Genomic DNA, 18,031 nt, shown 5'->3' with positions numbered 1-18,031 from the left:
GTACCCGTGCTCAGTGGCTGACGTTATCGAAATGCACGCCTTCAAGCAGATCGTCTATAACCGTATCCGCCAACGCTGGCAGGCTGGCATATCCCCACCCGGTACGCGCCGCATTGGCCTGCCAGAGAACCTCACCGGTGCTGATGTCTACAAGCTTCATATTCAAGCCAACAACCGGCTCTTTGTCGGCACCTGTACGATAACTCCACTCATTGATGGTGCCGGTAAAGCCATAGCGATAGCCATTTTTTCTGGCCCATTCCATGGCATCGTTGAGTTGCCTGGCAGGGTCAAGTAAAGTACGCAGACTGACCTTTTGCATCGGTGCATAGACTGCGACCTGTCGCACACCCCTTGTTCGCAATTGCGTCTCCAGCATGGTCAGCGCCTGACTATCTGCCTGTGGCGCCTCGGACAGATTATTCATGGGCAGCAAAGCCCAGCTTTGCGCCGCATCTGCATTGACAGCCGGAGTACTTGTCAAGGTAGTACAACCGGCACTTATCGCCATGAACAGCCCCGCCGCCAGACTCGCCAGGCATCGCTTCATTTTTCGCCCTCGCAGCATTGAGCGATACGGCGCAGTCACGGTATCCGTTGTCGGCAACATGACTCAGGTGTTTCCTGCTTGTTTTTCAGCAGTTTTGGCAAGAATCTTCTTCTCCCAGTCCAATGAGGTCTGTACGATCACATCCAGATCATCAAACTTTGGCTGCCAATCCAGTGTCTTGTGAATTTTTTCTACTGCCGCAATCAATGCCGGTGGATCTCCCGCCCGTCGTGGTTGTTCTTCTACATTCAGCGGTGCGCCATTAAGCCTGGAGGTAGCATCAATAACCTGCCGTACACTGAAGCCTTTGCCATAACCACAATTAACCAGAGTCGACTGCCCTCCCTTGCGCAAGTAGTCAAGCGCTGCCAGATGCGCACTGGCAAGATCCGATACATGAATGTAATCGCGAATACCCGTACCATCCGGCGTGGCGTAATCGGTGCCAAATACAAGCAGCTTTTCGCGCTTACCCAACGCAACTTCTGCAGCCACTTTGATCAACAGAGTCGCATTGTGTGTTGATTGCCCTATGCGACCATCTGGATCCGAGCCAGCAACATTGAAGTAGCGCAAGATCACATGGCGTAAATCGGTGGCATAGCTAAGATCCTTGAGCATATGCTCGGACATCAGCTTTGACATACCATAAGGATTGATCGGCGCCGTTGGCAATTCCTCTGAACACGGTTTTGTATCGTCTTCAGGAATCCCATAGGTAGCAGCCGTGGAAGAGAAGATCAGCTTGTCGATACCTGCCGCCTGACAACACTGCAGCAAATTAAGCGTATTGCCCGTATTGTTACGATAGTACTTCAACGGATTCTCAACACTTTCGGGCACGATTGTATGTGCGGCAAAATGCATGACTGTGTCAACATCATGCTCTTCAAGAATACGCCGCACCAGTGCTTCGTCACCGGTATCGCCTTTGACAAGAGTGCCATACAGCACGGCTTCCTCGTTGCCCGTGGACAGATTGTCCAGCACGACGATTCGCTCACCACGCTCGCCCAGTAACTTGACAACATGACTACCAATGTAGCCGGCACCTCCGGTAACGAGGATGCTCTTCTTGTTTTCGGACTCAGACATGGATGGAAAACTCACGCGTAATCTGCCTCAATTACCGGTATATGTCGTCCATATTGGAGGTGCCTTGAGATGTCTTGCCCGTTTCTGCAAGCTCTGAACATGGCACTGCAACTGCGCAGTGGCTTTTGGCCAGATATTTCCTTTTACGAAGAGCGTTTATGAGACCCAGGCGCGCAGCACGGCAATGTATCGACCAAAGAGCGGAAATCTAAAATGGAGCTTTTGCTTTTGAGGATCATCTGGCAATCTCAAAACTGTAACCCTCCACAATGCCCCACTATCGTCTTGGTGCCATAAAGTAACTTCTCTGCACGACAGTATAAAAAATGCCAATATTACGAATGGACCAGAAAACTGGCCAGTCTCACAATCCCTACATTTCATCTCCCACGCGTATTTGAATACTGCCTGATTACTCCATGAAAACTATTGCCAGTACCGACCACGTCCTGCACTTCCCTAAAGCAGAGCTTTCCGGAGGCGAACTGGTGCGCCCCTATGAATGTCCAGAACGCTGGGACTATATTGTCGAGGCATTGGCCAACAGTGGTTTCAGCGCCCCACAAGCGCCCACACCACTGGACATGGCAACAGTAGAGAAAGTCCACGGTGACGACTATCTGCGTTTTCTGGCTCAGGCCTGGTCACTATGGGAAGCAGAAGGCTACCAGGGTGAAGCCTTGCCCATGGCGGTGCCAAACCGTCGCATGCAGCAACGTGAACCCGAAAACATCAACGGTAAACTGGGCTATTTTGCCGGTGCCACCGAAACCGCAATAACCGCTACTACCTGGCAGGCGGTGCAAAGCAGTGCCGCCTGTGCACAAACCGCCGCTCGCCTGCTGGGCACCTCGGAAACCTCAGCCTTCGCCCTGTGCCGACCACCCGGACATCACGCTGGCTTCGATTTGTATGGCGGTTATTGTTTTCTGAACAATGCAGCCATTGCCGCTCAGCAACTTCGAGACGCCGGCGCCTCGAAGGTAGCTATCCTTGATGTCGACTTTCATCACGGTAATGGCACACAGGACATTTTCTACGAACGCAATGATGTGCTGTTCGTATCCTTGCATGGCAACCCAGGTCATGCCTTCCCTTATTTTCTGGGCTACGCCGATGAAACCGGCAAGAATGAAGGTGAGGGCTACAACATCAACTACCCCATGCTGCCTGGTACCCGCTACAGCGTCTGGTCAGATGCACTGACCGATGCGCTGGACAGGATCGATCAATACTTCCCCGACGCACTGGTTGTCTCACTCGGCGTTGACACCTTTGAACGAGACCCCATCAGCTTCTTCAAGCTGACCAGCGACGACTTCACACGCTATGGCAATGCCATCGGCAAGCGCAAGCACCCGACATTATTTGTCATGGAGGGCGGCTACGCCGTGGAAGAAATTGGTATCAACACACGCAACGTATTGCAAGGATTTCTTAACGCCTGAATATAAGCCAGCGGGGTAATTCAGTCAGACAATCCAGCCTGATAAATCAGTCCAGTAAAGCCTGCGTACCTTGCCATATGTCATCAACGATATCAGCAGCTGGCAACGCCTTTGACATTCCAGCTGACTGACCTGCCCAGGCCTGTATTGCGTCAATATTGTCAGCTCGAGTTGCAGCCTGACGCATAGCTTGCGTCAGGCCACGTTGAACCGGGTAAGGCGCAGGTACCGGTGCTTGTGAAGCAGTAGCAGCATCCACATATCGGGTTCGTATTGCTCGCCCCAACCTACCCGAAAAAACACGTGTTGCCACCGTCTCCTCAGGCAATGTCTGGCCAATGGCATCGGCCCATGAAGGCGATATGCCTGACTCTTTCGCTCGCAGAAAACCTGTTCCCACCTGGACCGCCGATGCCCCCAGTAATAACGCTGCTGCTGCACCTCGGGCGTCAGCAATGCCTCCCGTTGCCACAACAGGAATATCCACAACATCAACAATGGCAGGTAACAGCGAAAACAATCCAACCAGAGACTGCTCTGCATCAGCGGCTTTGAATGAACCACGATGTCCACCTGCCTCCATACCCTGAGCAACAATGACATCCGCACCTGCATTCGCCGCAATCACAGCTTCAGTCACAGTGGTTGCGGTTGCAAACCAGAGAATGCCTCGGCTTTTCATGGCAGCCAGCATCGCCTCTGAATACACACCCATGATGGAGGAAATAGCCACTGGTGCAGCCTCCAGCATCGCATCACATTGCTCACTGAATACCAGAGGCGCCGGTGGCGTGGCGGACGCGGATTGAACCGACTCTTCATGCCCCATTTCCAGCTCCCAGCTGGACAAAAACTCATTTATTTCTGCTTCATGTGCTGCGTCACGCACAGGTTCTGGGTCTGGAATCCAGGTATTCAACTGAAACAACCCTGTGGACTCTGCCCGAAAATCTCGCCCCCACTGCTCTATCCCTGCGGGTGGCATCAACAAAACACCACAAGCGCCAAGACCACCGGCATTGGCTACAGCGATGGACAAAGAGGCAGGACAGGCACCCGCCATAGGGGCCAATAACACCGGAACCCGCAGACCAAGACGCTCTGCAAATTCATTGGCACGTTTGAGCGATGCGTGAATTTTACTCATTGTCATATTCCTAACTGAATTACCGGTACCGGGAATGATTGATAGTCTCGCACAGCTCCCGACACCAGGCTCGACTTATTGTCGCAGTCACGGCCGCAACTCTGCGGCACAGCAGGGCTGCATCGGCAAGACCAACCTTCTTTGCATCACTTTACTACCTTTCACGCTGAATCGATATGCAATAGGCATTGTATGTTTGAGATAGAGACAAATCACTGGCGATAAAGAATACGCACTAGCAATACATCAAACAGATCTTTTAAGCTATATTTATATACAGTATATTTATTTGACCAAATTACATCATCTATGTATATTGATATTACTAAGGAGGGCATGAATTCATGGAAGATTCAACCAGAACAACTGAACGGAACAAAACAAATACTACAAGCCCTAACCATAGAAAAAACAAAACCAAACCCCATGTAAAGAATACCTCATTTGGCACAGACTGCTTCGATGCTGACACACGAGAATCCTTCGGCCGAAACCTCCGTCTATTCATGTCTCTCACTGACGGATCCGCCATCCCTCCTGACTCTGAGCGTTCTAACATGGCGATGCCTGACGAAGCACCTGCCATAGCACGTCGACTGAAACAGATTGGCGAAGACATATCTTCGGGCATGGCAGATCAACTCGAATTACTGGTCCGATTTGACGACCTGGAAGGCTGGAATACTTCCGGCTCCCGTCACTGTGCAGCCTGGATGAATCTTGAATTGAGCATCAGCCTACAGCTGGGATGGGAATATCTGAGGGTCGGCCGTAAGCTACGCAGCCTTCCCATCACTCAGGCATTGTTCAGAGCTGGCAAACTCACCTGGTCAATCGTACGCCTACTCTCACGCGTGGCAAATAAAGACAACGAAGCACTGCTGTGTCACACAGCCTTGGACGCATCAGTCTCTGACGTAGAACGACTGGTCAACGAATACCGTTGGCAGCAGGATGCTGAGCAAAATATGGCCGATGGCGAGAACGCCAGAAGCTTGCAACAGATCGAAGCACGATCATTCGGATGGAGCTCGGCAAGCAATGGCAACACTCTCATCAAGCTGTCACTGCCACCCGAAATTGCCCAGGCATTTCTCAACAGTGTCGAGCAATCCTTGGCACAACTCGAAGAGTCTGACGCCTCCATGACACAACGTCGCGCCGATGCAGCAATCCTCATGGCAGAGAATAGCCTCCAGAACGCTGGCAGGGAAATGGCCACTGCTGATCGCTATCAAGTTATCGTCTCAGTGGATGCATCAGAATTACCTGTAAACAAGCCCACAGAACAAGACCAACAGCCACCCTCAAGTCCAATTCCGACAAAACGCCCTATCGTAAACGGAGCAGGCCCGATTGCCATCGAAACCGCTCGTCGACTGGCTTGCGATTGCAGCATTTCCACAATCACACACCAACACGGCGAACCTCTGGATATCGGCCGCAAATCACGCCTCTGGCCACCTGCTATGGCCCGCGCCATCAAGAACCGGGATCAACATTGCCAGTACTCTGGATGTACACAAACCCGGCACTTACAAATCCATCATATCCAGCACTGGGCCGATGGCGGCTCTACATGCGTAGACAACGGCATCTGCTTATGCAGCAAACACCATACTTTTGTACATGAAGGGGGATATCGTATTGAGCGCGTGAATGATCTCGAAACAGCGTTCGAAGAACAGTTCATTCGGCAACAGGCCACAGAACAGACCGACAACGAGATCGAAAAGGCATTACGCAACAGCCGTGAATCATTCGAGCTCGTACGCCAATCAGATCCAACCCGCTTCCGGTTTCGCGTTGTGAACAAGGATGGCCTGGATATTCGTGATATCAGTGAGGCGCAAAAATCAGAGAAGCAACGAGATGAATTTGCCGAATCAAACTACGATAATTACTCTACACGCGTAGACCAGCCCTTATACGACTGCCAACAAAAATCTGGCAGAGACACCGACACACTCTCTACTCATTGGCCCGGCGTCGCAGAGCAGGCAGAATGCTATTGTGCTGCACACGCCTGACCATTAACCCAGTGGCTTCCAGCCCTATTCAACGGATCAACCCAAGCACATGAGCGCCAGCGCAGCATTGATCGACCTGTATTGCGAACGCACGAGTGCTGAGCTCTGGAACGAGCCATTGAATGCCTTAAGCAACATTGCCTTTGTGCTGGCTGCCATCTTTGCATGGCGATGGAGAGCGCGTCGTCAACAAGGAGATATCTGGGAAGCCTTACTCATTGTGCTGGCAGGCTCCATCGGTGTGGGCTCCTTTCTGTTTCATGTCTTTGCCAATAGCTGGTCACAGTCTGCCGACGTTATTCCCATTTGGAGCTTTGTGGCTGGCTATGCATTACTGACTATTTATCGCTCTACAGAACATAATCTGACAAGAACACTGCGCATCAGTGGCATTGCCATGTTCGTGACTATTGGCATTTCCTATTTTACTGGTCAGGATATTGTCAGCGTAAACGCCACCAGCACGCTGCCCCTCAACGGCTCATTACAGTACGCACCAGCGCTGGCGGCATTGCTTATCTTTTCGATAATTGCCTGGCTAAGAGCTCACCCCGCGAAACGCCACATGGCCGTGGCGAGCCTTGTTTTCTGCACCGCATTGTTATTCAGAACCATCGATTTGACTAGCTGCGAAGCCACTCTAGGCATGGGCACTCATTTTGTATGGCATCTACTCAATGGGTTGATGGTCGGTATTTTGCTGCATGCGATGATTGTCAGAATGCCGCCTATCAAGAGGCATATTTAGCGCGATAGTGATCCAGGATAACGGCCACGATGATGACGACACCAGTAATCATCTGTCGCATGAAGTCACTCAGTCCTAGCAGAATAAGGCCATTGGCCAATACTCCAATAATGAAAACACCGAGCAAGGTGCCGATAATTGAACCACGGCCGCCATTCAGACTGGTGCCACCTATGATGACGCCTGCAATGGCATTCAGCTCAAAGCCGATGCCTGCAATAGGGCTTGAGATATTCAGTCTCGCCATGTAGACGATCGCCGCAATTCCAGCCATCAGACCACAGATAGTGAACGCTGCGACCTTGTATCGAAAAACACGATGACCGGCTAATCGCACAGCCTCTTCATTGTTACCAATACCGTACAGAATTCGACCGAACACGGTTCTGGTCAGCACCACCCATGCAACAAATACCAGGCTCAGGGCAACCAGAAATACGATGGGAACTCCATAGAAAAGCTTCGAACCGAATTCTTCAAACTCAAAGGGAAACGAGTAAATGGTGCGTGCATCACTGATGTGCAAACCTGCACCGCGTGCAATGTTGAGCATACCCAGCGTCACAATGAATGAGGGCAATGCCCAGTAAGCGGTTATCACACCATTCAAAAGACCGCACAGGAAACCAGCAGCCAAGCCGGCCACACACGCCAATATGATGAGCTCTGCAGGCCCCATGCCCTCTATTGAAATTGCCTTGCCGGCAACGACGGCTGCGAAAGCCATTACCGAGCCCACCGACAGATCGATACCGCCTATAAGAATAACGAACGTCATACCAATGGCGAGTATCAGATTGATGGTGACCTGACTCAGGATGTTCGTAATATTATTGCTACTGAGAAAGTGCTCTGTCGTTACCGAAAAGAACACGATGAGCAATAGCAAGGCGATGCCGATTCCGAAACTCTCCAGAATAGACTTAATGGAATACTTGCCAGCTGTTACTGATGTAGAGCTCATTGTTCGCGTTATGCCTGTTGCTGCGAGTTCGGGCCTTGCCCATACGCATACTGGAGAATGGTCTTTTCGGAAAATTCCGAACGATCCAGATTTCCTGATATCTGGTGATTAGCCAGAACCACCATACGATCACACAGTGTCATCAGTTCAGGTGTTTCCGACGACACTACAAGTATGGCCATTCCCTCACTAGCCAGCCCTTTGATGATCGAGTAGATCTCGGCTTTAGCGCCCACGTCCACGCCTCGGGTTGGCTCGTCAAGCAATAGTATTCTTGGCTTACTTTCCAGCCACTTTGCCAACACCACCTTCTGTTGATTACCGCCCGACAAGCTTGATGCATTATGACTGGCGTCCCCATACTTCAACTTGAGCTGACTGGCGCGATTCTCAGTCATTGCTTTCTCATCCCCGAAGCGCATGAAACCAGCCGTGCTGACATCTTTCAGGTTGACCAGTGACACATTGGCAGCGATGGACATGTCGAGTATCAGCCCCTCATCCTTTCGATCCTCCGTAACAAATCCAATGCCGGCCTTGATGGCCTCATTCGGATTTCGAAAACGAATGCTTTTCCCATCCAGCTGTATCTCGCCAGACAGAATCTTGTTAACCCCAAACAGGCTGCGTAAAATCTCAGTACGCCCCGCCCCAACCAGCCCCGCAATACCGAGTATTTCACCATAACGGAGCTCAAAACTGACGCCCTGCCCGTGCGGATTCTGGACATGTACAAGTTCTCGGACACTTAACGCAACTGTATCCAGTATGCGTTGTTTTCCGTCATTACCCGTATCGGCTTGCAGACTGGAGCCGATCATATGCTGCACAACACGCTCTGGTGATGAGTCTGCAATATCCTCTGTTATGACAGTCTTGCCGTTGCGAAAGACTGTGACCCGATTGCAGATTCTGAATACTTCATCAAGATGGTGAGATACAAATACGACGGTCACACCTTGCACCTGGATGGATGCCACTATTTCGAAAAGACGTTCTTTCTCCCTGTCGGTCAACGTTGCCGTTGGTTCATCCAGAATTAGAATGTCACTTTTGGATTGTAGGGCTCGTGCAATTTCCACCAACTGTCGATGAGCAATACCCAAAGACTCGACCTTTGTCGACACATCGACATCCGACAAACCAATGGCATCCAGCGCTGCACGCGCCCGTCCCATCATCTCTTTTCGATCAAGGAAACCGAAGGCACGACGAGGCATGGCTTCGATACAAATATTTTCGGCTACCGACAAATAGTTCAGCAGATTGAATTCCTGATGAACAACCTGAAGTCCTCTGTCTTTCGCCTCTCCGGGATGAGCCGGACTATAGGATTTACCCGACAGCGTAACAGTGCCTTGATCCCAGGAGAATGCTCCAGACAAGGTCTTTATCAATGTGGACTTGCCTGCCCCGTTCTCCCCTACCAAGGCATGCACTTCACCTTTACGCAGATTGAAACTGACGCCATCGAGCGCCTTCACGCCACCAAAATATTTTTTCAGGCCAAGGCAGTCAAGAATAGTTTCATGACCGGAGGGATTAGCATTGCTTGGGGAGTTCATCAGATCAGGTCTGTCAGGACAAGAAGTAAACATTCAAACCGGGCAGTTGTGCATCTTCTTCAAAAGATGCACAACTGCCGAAAGACTCCAGCAATTAACTGGAGTGAGGTATTACTTGGTTACCAGCTCAATCGGTGTCTTGACCCAACCTTCCAGCTGAGGTGCACCGGCAACAACTTCAAGCGCCTGATCGATTGCATTGGCGGCCATATCCGTACCAAACTGATCCACCGTTGCCAGCATACGACCATCGGCAATCATGGGACCGACAGCGCCAATATTGTCAAAGCCTACAACGAGAATGTCAGTACGACCCGCAGCTTCCAGTGCCTTGACAACACCAACTGCCATTGAGTCGTTGGCAGCCATGACACCTTGAATGTCAGGGTGAGCAGTCAACATGGTTGAGAATACGCTATTGGCCTCTTCAGTTTCCCAGTGTGCCGTACGGCTGTCGAGAAGATCCAATTCGAACTCAGCAATAGACTCTTCAAATCCCAGTCGACGCTCGGTTGCATTATCGGCACCCGGATTACCTTCAACAATAACGACCTTACCGCCCTTACCCAGCTTTTCTGCCAGAGCGTCGCCAGCCATTTTCGCTCCACCGCGATTATCAGGACCAACGAAAGCAAGTTCAAAACCCTGCTGCTTCTTTGCGTCCATATCCAGAGCGACGTCAAAGTTGATGACAGTAATACCAGCCTCCATTGCTTTCTTCAATGGTCGAACCATGGCACGAGAATCTGCAGGTGCAACAACAATGGCGTCTACGCCCTGTGTAATGAAGTTCTCAACAGCATTGATCTGTGATTCGAAGTCTGTCTCGTTCTGCATGCCGACTGCCTTGAGCTCGTAGTCACCCCGAGTCGTAGCGTGTGCCTCGGCACCTTCCAGCATGTTCTGAAAAAATTCGTTGGCCAGTGATTTCATGATCAACCCGACAACAGGTTTCTCTTCTGCATGGGCAGAACCAATCGTCAACGCCACACCTAGTGCAACGTACTTAACAGCATTCTGTAGTTTCATAGCAAACTCTCTGTTCCACTTTCCAAGTCAGTAACCGAAGGCCAGGAATGTTCGAATTGGTGAATAAATGAAACGATTCATATTCCAAGCCAGATCATCCTAGTGCCGCTCTGTTGATATGTCAACGAAACTATTCTTTGGTACACATTTTTCTAACTTGAAGGAACCTACATATTCCACAGCGTCACGGATTCCGAGGAATTGGCGTGATTTCACTGCCGCGCTTCAGCAGTAGAGTCTCGTACCACCAGCTCGCCTTCGATTGTCTTGATTCGTGATTTATTGATACTTCCAAAGACCATATCCATGGCGCATTCTGCCAACAGATCTGTCTGCTGCCTTATGGTTGTCAATCGCGGAACGACCAGTGCGGCAAGATCTATATCGTCAAAGCCTGTAATGGAAATATCCGCGGGAACCTGAAGCCCCAAGTCCCTGGCAACACGCAGAGCACCAATTGCCAGTTGGTCACTCGCCGCAGCAATGGCGGTAATTTGCGTTCCTGCTGTGGTTTTAAGTAACTTTCTGGCAATCTGCTCACCAGAGCCATAATCAAATTTACCGTGATGAATACGAAGTTTCACGCGCTCACCCTTAGCGCTCAGATGTTTGATTCTATTCACAAAACCAGCCTTTCTAAGACGCCCTACTTCTGTATCCTGCGGACCGGCGATATAGGCAATGTGCCGATGCCCCAGCCCGTATAGATGATCGGCAATCAACGCTGCACCCCGCTCATGATCTGTGGCAATCAGAGGGTAACGCCCCAATCGCCTATCGAGCGATACGATCGGCACATCGGATTGTGATTCGGAGAAATCGTTGTCAGTAGCGGCAATGACAACAATGCCTCTGACCGATCTGTCCAGAAATGCCCTGACATGAGAACGCTCAATCACACTGTCTCCCTGCGAACTGGCAAGCATGACGGAATGATCCCGCTTGACCGCCTGTAGCTCTATGCTCTTGGCTAATTGAGAAAAAAATGGATTGGTGATGTCAGGCAGAATCAAGCCGATCACGTCGATTTGATTCGTCCTCAATGCTCGGGCAGCAATATTGACCCGGTAATCGAGCTCTGCCATAGCCTGGTTCACACGCTCTCTGAGCGCCGCCTTGACCGCAACCTCTTTTGCCAACACACGAGAGACCGTTCCCACAGAAACACCCGCCTTCTCTGCGACGTCCTTTATTGTTGGTGGCTTTTTCTGGTTAGATTTCAATGAGGAGAGTGGGTATAGGCGATATTCAAACGCGGATACTTCTGCCGACATCCGCACTACTGATTCCGGATCGGCGAAGTTCGCGAAAAACTACAGACTAACCCACTCGCTGTCAACCAGGTGAATCAGGTCGTCATATCTATTGGAAACAGCAACCTGACCCACACTTTACCGCCTGGACTATATGACGGCCTTTTCTTCGAACATTCGGCCTTCTACCACGCGCTCATAGCTGAACGAGCTCAGATCTATAGTCCGATACTCACCGTAGGTAATAAATTCTGCCGTTCCGCGACCCATGGCCGGTGACTGCTGAAAACCATGCCCCGAGAATCCATTAACAAAAAAGAAGTTGCTCACTTCCGTATGCGGGCCAAGGATCGCATTCTGATCAAGGGTATTGTAGGCATAGTGCCCGGCCCATGAGTTGACCAACTTGATGGCTTCGAATTGTGGAATACGATTGGCAATGGTGGGCCAGACCTTTTCCTCCCACAGGCTCTGGTCTTGTGCGAAGTCTTCGTAATCTACGGCTGGATCTTCATCAGGCGGACAACCAGCCATGTAGTATTTTCCATCTGTGCGCATATGAACGCCTGAAGGATCGATAGTCAGGGGCAAGTCACGATCAAGCGGCTGCTCGGCATCGAAGATGAATGTGTAGCGTTTTCGAGGCTCGACAGGAATTTCAATACCGAGCATTCTGGAGGTCAGAATTGCCCGTGGTCCAGAGGCGTTGACCACCGTTCCACAGGCGATGGTTTCACCGCTTTTCAGAGTCACGCTCTCTACTTTTGTGCCGCTGGCATTGCGCGACATCGAGACGACTTCATTACTCAGGTATTCAGCACCGCGTTCACGTGCTGAACGTTTCCACCAGTCGAACAAGGTGTTGCCGTCGAAGTAACCTTCATCAATCAGGTTATGGTTGCCACCGATAATGTCATCCAGATTATAGAAAGGATAGTCTTGCAGTATTTGCTCAGGCGTCATGTAACGAGTACCCGCCCCCATGCGTTGCTGTACTGCCTGGGACGCCTGCAGAGTCTTTGCAAACTCTTCGTTATCTGCCAGATACATATAGCCAAAACTATGCAACATGAGTTTCGGCACACGCTCATCACCCCCCATGAACTGACGAAAATTCTTGACGAATTCGGCCGCAAATTGCGACACCCGAATATTCACCTCATTTGAGAACTGCTGACGCATGCAACTATTGGTGTGAGACGTCGAAGCAAATTCATAGCTCGGATCACGTTCGACAACGAGAATCGAACCATCAAAATCAGGGTTATCGGTGAGAAACCAGGCAACCGAGGATCCATACATGGCACCGCCGACAATCACCACGTCGTACAAAGACTGTTTGGGCGTTTGCAACGATGACATGCTCATGATACTTCCTCTCCGGCGCGCACAGCATCAAGCACCGCTTTGACTTCTGACTCACTGAATCCATATTCAGTAATGCAGGTTTCGGCAGAAATATAACCGCGTGCCAAGTCACGCCTCACCAGAGCGGCATCACGCTCCTTTGGTGAGCCGTAACCAGCTCCTCCGGGAAATTCGAGCATGACGCGTCGGCCATGGGGTACAAACTGCTTGCCCTTGCCTTGCATCGGTGTACCGTCATCCTGATGAATGACCGTCGGCGCACCATCACTGCCACCTTTACGCCCACGCGCCGGATGATCCACTCGATCAAACATGGCCTGAAAGTCAAACTCGTGTCCTTCAACGGCACCTACTTCCATGTATTGCCCCAGCCCACCACGATATTTTCCGGCACCGCCACTGTCCGGTCTCAACTCCTTGCGCCAGATAATGACAGGACCTGTGTGCTCGGTCGCTTCAATGGGCATGGTCATGACACCAGAGGGGAAGGCCGTCGCATTCATGCCATCCAGACGTGGACGAGCTCCAGAACCACCTGAGTTGAAGGTCAGCACTTCGGCTCGGCCAGCCGCCTGTTGTGCGGCTATCTGGGCGGCATCACTGATGTCATCTGTTCGCGGTCGCAATGAGACCTGGAAGTTGCACAAAGTACCGGCACCTTCTGCGGGCACGGTATCAGGCAGTATCTTGTCAAGTGCATCATAGACAGCATCAGGAACCATATGACCGATAACATGACGCAATGCGACCGGCGCCGGATGCACCGCATTGACAATGGAGTTAATGGGGGCTGTCACTTCGAACGGCGCAAGCGAGGCCGCATTATTCGGAATTTCAGGAGCAATCGCACATTTAAGGGCATAACAGGCATAGGCTTTTGTATACACCATGGGCACGTTAATGCCCTTTTTGTCCAGCCCCGAAGTACCGGCGAAGTCACACAGGATTCGATCCTGCTCAAAGTCGAGCTTGACCTTCAGTTCAATGGGCTTGCTGAAACCATCGATAGTCATGGAGCCATTTGCGCTGGCTCGTGGCAAAGCATTGATGCGCTCCAGAGTTGCCCGACGCGAGTTGTCCATAATGAACGTTGCAATCTCATCCAGTGACTCCAGCGAGAACTCGTTCATCATATCTACAAGCCGGCGGTGGCCGATCTCGTTGCAGGTTGCCAGTGCGTAGATATCTCCGACCAGCTGATCCGGCTCGCGCACATTACCTCTGACAATGCGCAGCAGCGTCTGATCCACCTCGCCTTTCTCGATCAGCTTCATGATAGGTATGTAGAGTCCCTCTTCGTAAATCGAGTTGGCATCAGCCCCAAAACCACGTCCGCCGATATCCACGATATGCGCAGTACAACCGAAAAAACCGACGAATACACCTTGATGGAAAGAGGGTGTGACAACGGTGATGTCGTGTAAGTGACCCGTACCTTCCCAAGGATCGTTGGTGATATAGACATCGCCCTCGAAAATATTCTCGACACCAATGCGTCGCATGAAATGCGGGACCGCATCAGCCATGGCATTGACATGACCAGGTGTCCCTGTGACCGCCTGGGCCAGCATACGGCCTTGCGTATCATAGATTCCCGCGGACAGATCACCGGCTTCGCGTACCGAGGTCGAAAAGGCTGTGCGCACCAAAGCCTGGGCCTGCTCTTCCACGACCGAAATCAATCGGTTCCACATCACCTGGCGGGCAACAACAGAGGTCTGCTTGCTCATGAGCCACTCCTGATCTGACTATCTGCCTGAGGCATTACATCGATACAGCCATCAGGCTGCCGAATGGCCATTCGACTGGCCGGTACGATAATGGTGGTTTCATCTTCGGTGATAACAGCAGGCCCACTGACCGTCTGACCTTCCAGCATCTCATCGCGCAACACCACTTGTGAGTCAAGCGCTTCTCCCAGGGCTGCATCAAATACCTTGCGACTGACCTGCGACTCAGCGGCCTGGCCTGTCTGAGCCAGTTCAACTGGGTTCACTTTCTGTACAGGCGTCGTCGCATTGGCAGACCAGACTGTAATCTCTATGTCCATACCATCGACGATCCGTCCGAACAAGGCGGCATAGTCCTTTTCGAAAAGTTGCTGATAGACCATCGCGTCGGGCTGGCGTGCTTGCTCTGTTGTCAAAGTAATCGGTATCTCCCAACCCTGGCCGGTATAGCGCATATAGGCCTTGAATTCGGCAACTATCTCAGCCTGCGCATCACAGGAGCGCACAAAAACAGTAGCTTCTGATTCCAGTTCTTTCAGCAAAGCGCTGACCGAATCGGCTTCAAAATTTGACAGCTTCATATACTGGCTTCGATTCGCCTCAAAGCTGAACGGTGCTCTCAAAAATCCGATGGCAGATCCAACACCAGCACCAGGCGGCACCAGCAGCCGTTCCACACCCAACTTTTCGCACAAGCGTGCAGCATGCAAAGGTGCAGCACCACCAAAGGCGATCATGGTGTATTGGGCAAGATCTTCACCATTCTCCACAGCATGCACTCGTGCAGCATTGGCCATGTTCTCGTCAACCACTTCCACCAATCCATAGGCTGCGGTCTGCGCATCCATATCCAGTGGTGAACCCAGAACATTGACCAGCGCCTCTTCGGCCTGTTTTTTATGTAACTTGATCGAGCCGCCGGCAAAATTGTCGGCATCCAGCTTGCCCAGCACCAGATCGGCATCGGTTACTGCAGGTTTGTCCCCACCCCTTCCATAGCAGGCAGGCCCTGGCTCTGATCCTGCTGAATGCGGACCGACACGTATCTGACGCATCGCATCCACGCTGGCAAGCGACCCACCACCGGCACCGATCTCCACCATGTCGATAACAGGAATGGAAATAGGCATGCCTGAGCCTTTCTTGAAGCGATAGGTGCGCGCCACCTCGAATACCCGGCTCGTCTTGGGAGTCTTGTTCTTGATCAGGCAGATCTTGGCAGTCGTCCCGCCCATGTCAAACGACAGTACCTTGTCCAGATTGTAGCGAGCCGCTATATTCGCGGCGAAAACTGCGCCACCAGCAGGACCAGATTCCACCAGTCGTACGGGGAACTCAGCGGCGCTTTCGATTGATATGATACCGCCGCCAGAATGCATCAGAAAGACTGAGCAATCCACGCCTTCCTTTTGCAGCTGCCCTTGCAGGCGCCCGAGATAGCTCTTCATCAATGGCTTGATATACGCATTGGCCACTACCGTATTGAAACGCTCGTACTCACGCATCTGTGGTGATACCTCGCTGGACAGCGAGATCATCAAATCTGGCAGACGACTGGCCAAAGCTTCCTTGACTTGCCGCTCATGGGAGTTGTTCAGATAGGAATGGATGAGCCCGATAGCAACGCTCTCATAACCGGCCTCACGAATCACGTCGACCAGCTGATCGAGCTCCTGAGTGTCCAGTGCAATCAGCACATTACCCTTAGCGTCAATTCGCTCGGTAACGGTGTAGCGCTGTTGACGTGGCAGCAGCGGATCGGGCAATGTCAGGTTCAGATCGTATTGTTCGAAACGCGACTCTGTACGCATCTCGATGACATCTCTGAAGCCACGCGTTGTGATCAGAGCCGTCTTCGCACCACGACGCTCGATCAAGGCATTGGTCGCCAGTGTCGTGCCGTGAATGATCTGACCGATATCTGAGGGCGACACCCCTGCCTTGGTGCAGACCTGACGCATACCATCGATGATGGCATCTTCAGGAGCCTGGTAGGTGGTGAGTACCTTGGTAGAAAACTGGGTAAGGCCTACCTCGAGAACCACGTCAGTAAAGGTTCCTCCGATATCCACACCCATCCGCACTGATGATTTACCCATATGCCGCTCTGGCCTGCTCGAAGTCTGGAAACAGTCTTAGAATATGCCCAGCGGACGATACTATCCAATTATTTTATTGGATCGTAAGGATCAGGTTTTTTTATCCTCCCTGGCAACATGCTCCATAGCCAGATCGCGTGCCAAAGCAGCAGCGGCCCCAACAAAGGCAGGTGATCTCAAGGCATCATAACGTGCGAGAAAAACCAGACTGTCTGGCACCCATGGATAGTAGATCTGACGCAATTGACCCGCCTTGATAGCATCATGCACCATCGCGGCAGGCATGGCGGCGGTGCCCATGCCATCAATGGCCATATGCAGGCAGGCTGCCAGATTACTCGATGGCATCAGCCGCGCCGTGCTCGCCCGTCTGGAGCGAAAGTGTGCGGCAATCTCTTCAAAGGGCCGAGTATCACGCGCATGAGTCAGCACCGGGTACTGCAACAGCTGCCCGATGCTCAGCGGATCATCTTGCAAATCGTCAAGCTCCGGTGACGCCACCCAGATCCAGCGATAGGTTCCCAACTTCTCAGCGCCTGAGGTTTGTCGTTCGAACGGACCACTTTGCAAGGCCAGGTCGATGGAGCGTGAAAAGAGCTCTTCAGTGAGATTGGCAGAGAGATCGACCGTCAGCTCAACCAGAATATTCGGGTAATTGCGCTTCAACAACTTCATGAAGTCGCGCAACCAGGTCGACACCACCAGCTCGGTAACGCCCAACTTCAACACACCTTCATAGAGCGCTGCCTGCCCGGAAGCTTCCATGAACTTCTCAGCACCACGTAGCACCTGCCTGGCGTATTCAAGCAGTTCAATGCCTTTTGAGGTCAGTCTGACCGACCCGGCATCACGCTCCATCAAGGTGACATCCAACAGCTTCTCAAGCCCGGAGATGCGCGTGGAAATATTGGGCTGCGTTGTATTCAGACGTTCAGCAGCCTTTCTGAAACTACCCAGATCCGCTACCCAGACAAAGGCTTCGAGTTGTGCAATTTTCAGATTCAA

General features: G+C 51.7%; 14 protein-coding genes. 3 read left to right on the top strand and 11 right to left on the bottom strand.

Translation table 11 applies throughout. From position 1 onward, the window contains the following. Positions 1-10: 10 nt before the first annotated feature. Positions 11-610 carry a hypothetical protein gene (locus tag IMCC3135_RS02185; protein ID WP_088916092.1) on the bottom strand — a complete coding sequence of 200 codons (600 nt, stop codon included), beginning with the start codon at positions 608-610 and terminating at the stop codon, positions 11-13. Between the two features lie 3 nt (positions 611-613). After that, positions 614-1,645: a UDP-glucose 4-epimerase GalE gene (gene galE, locus IMCC3135_RS02180; RefSeq protein WP_088916091.1), complete on the bottom strand. Its 1,032-nt coding sequence runs from the start codon at positions 1,643-1,645 to the stop codon at positions 614-616. Between the two features lie 419 nt (positions 1,646-2,064). Here galE and IMCC3135_RS02175 point away from each other — a divergent pair, with 419 nt between their 5' ends. Then, entirely contained in the window at positions 2,065-3,093 is a 1,029-nt protein-coding gene (locus IMCC3135_RS02175) for a histone deacetylase family protein (RefSeq protein WP_088916090.1), read from the top strand. 46 nt (positions 3,094-3,139) lie between these two features. Here IMCC3135_RS02175 and IMCC3135_RS02170 read toward each other — a convergent pair whose 3' ends face one another. Further along, positions 3,140-4,240 carry an NAD(P)H-dependent flavin oxidoreductase gene (locus IMCC3135_RS02170; protein WP_088916089.1) on the bottom strand — a complete coding sequence of 367 codons (1,101 nt, stop codon included), beginning with the start codon at positions 4,238-4,240 and terminating at the stop codon, positions 3,140-3,142. Positions 4,241-4,797: 557 nt separating this feature from the next. Between IMCC3135_RS02170 and IMCC3135_RS02165 the strand changes: the two genes are divergently transcribed. Further along, entirely contained in the window at positions 4,798-6,270 is a 1,473-nt protein-coding gene (locus IMCC3135_RS02165) for an HNH endonuclease (RefSeq protein WP_205737870.1), read from the top strand. 49 nt (positions 6,271-6,319) lie between these two features. Next, complete coding sequence (locus IMCC3135_RS02160) at positions 6,320-7,018, top strand: ceramidase domain-containing protein (protein WP_088916087.1); 699 nt, start codon at positions 6,320-6,322, stop codon at positions 7,016-7,018. Here the strand turns inward: IMCC3135_RS02160 and IMCC3135_RS02155 are convergent. The 8 genes from IMCC3135_RS02155 to IMCC3135_RS02120 all read right to left on the bottom strand — a co-directional run bounded on the left by IMCC3135_RS02155 (position 7,002) and on the right by IMCC3135_RS02120 (position 18,031). Beyond that, positions 7,002-7,982: an ABC transporter permease gene (locus IMCC3135_RS02155; protein WP_088916086.1), complete on the bottom strand. Its 981-nt coding sequence runs from the start codon at positions 7,980-7,982 to the stop codon at positions 7,002-7,004. The genes IMCC3135_RS02160 and IMCC3135_RS02155 overlap by 17 nt on opposite strands. 8 nt (positions 7,983-7,990) lie before the next feature. After that, on the bottom strand, positions 7,991-9,547 hold the full coding sequence (locus tag IMCC3135_RS02150) for a sugar ABC transporter ATP-binding protein (RefSeq protein ID WP_088916085.1): 1,557 nt from the start codon (positions 9,545-9,547) through the stop codon (positions 7,991-7,993). A 111-nt stretch (positions 9,548-9,658) separates the two neighbouring features. Then, complete coding sequence (locus IMCC3135_RS02145; RefSeq protein WP_088916084.1) at positions 9,659-10,576, bottom strand: sugar ABC transporter substrate-binding protein; 918 nt, start codon at positions 10,574-10,576, stop codon at positions 9,659-9,661. Between the two features lie 212 nt (positions 10,577-10,788). Further along, positions 10,789-11,799 (bottom strand): LacI family DNA-binding transcriptional regulator, encoded by a 1,011-nt coding sequence (locus IMCC3135_RS02140; RefSeq protein ID WP_205737869.1) that lies wholly within the window; start codon positions 11,797-11,799, stop codon positions 10,789-10,791. Positions 11,800-11,979: 180 nt separating this feature from the next. After that, entirely contained in the window at positions 11,980-13,197 is a 1,218-nt protein-coding gene (locus tag IMCC3135_RS02135; protein ID WP_205737868.1) for an NAD(P)/FAD-dependent oxidoreductase, read from the bottom strand. Beyond that, on the bottom strand, positions 13,194-14,927 hold the full coding sequence (locus IMCC3135_RS02130; protein ID WP_088916082.1) for a hydantoinase B/oxoprolinase family protein: 1,734 nt from the start codon (positions 14,925-14,927) through the stop codon (positions 13,194-13,196). Before IMCC3135_RS02130 ends, IMCC3135_RS02135 begins: the two co-directional genes overlap by 4 nt. Further along, a complete protein-coding gene (locus IMCC3135_RS02125) occupies positions 14,924-17,026 on the bottom strand; it encodes a hydantoinase/oxoprolinase family protein (RefSeq protein WP_088916081.1) in 2,103 nt (700 codons plus the stop codon). Before IMCC3135_RS02125 ends, IMCC3135_RS02130 begins: the two co-directional genes overlap by 4 nt. A 90-nt stretch (positions 17,027-17,116) precedes the next feature. Beyond that, positions 17,117-18,031 carry a LysR family transcriptional regulator gene (locus IMCC3135_RS02120; protein WP_088916080.1) on the bottom strand — a complete coding sequence of 305 codons (915 nt, stop codon included), beginning with the start codon at positions 18,029-18,031 and terminating at the stop codon, positions 17,117-17,119.

Source organism: Granulosicoccus antarcticus IMCC3135 (assembly GCF_002215215.1).
Lineage (GTDB): Bacteria > Pseudomonadota > Gammaproteobacteria > Granulosicoccales > Granulosicoccaceae > Granulosicoccus > Granulosicoccus antarcticus.
The sequence above is the reverse complement of the archived record's forward strand: the minus strand, read 5'-3'. Positions and strand labels throughout refer to the sequence as shown.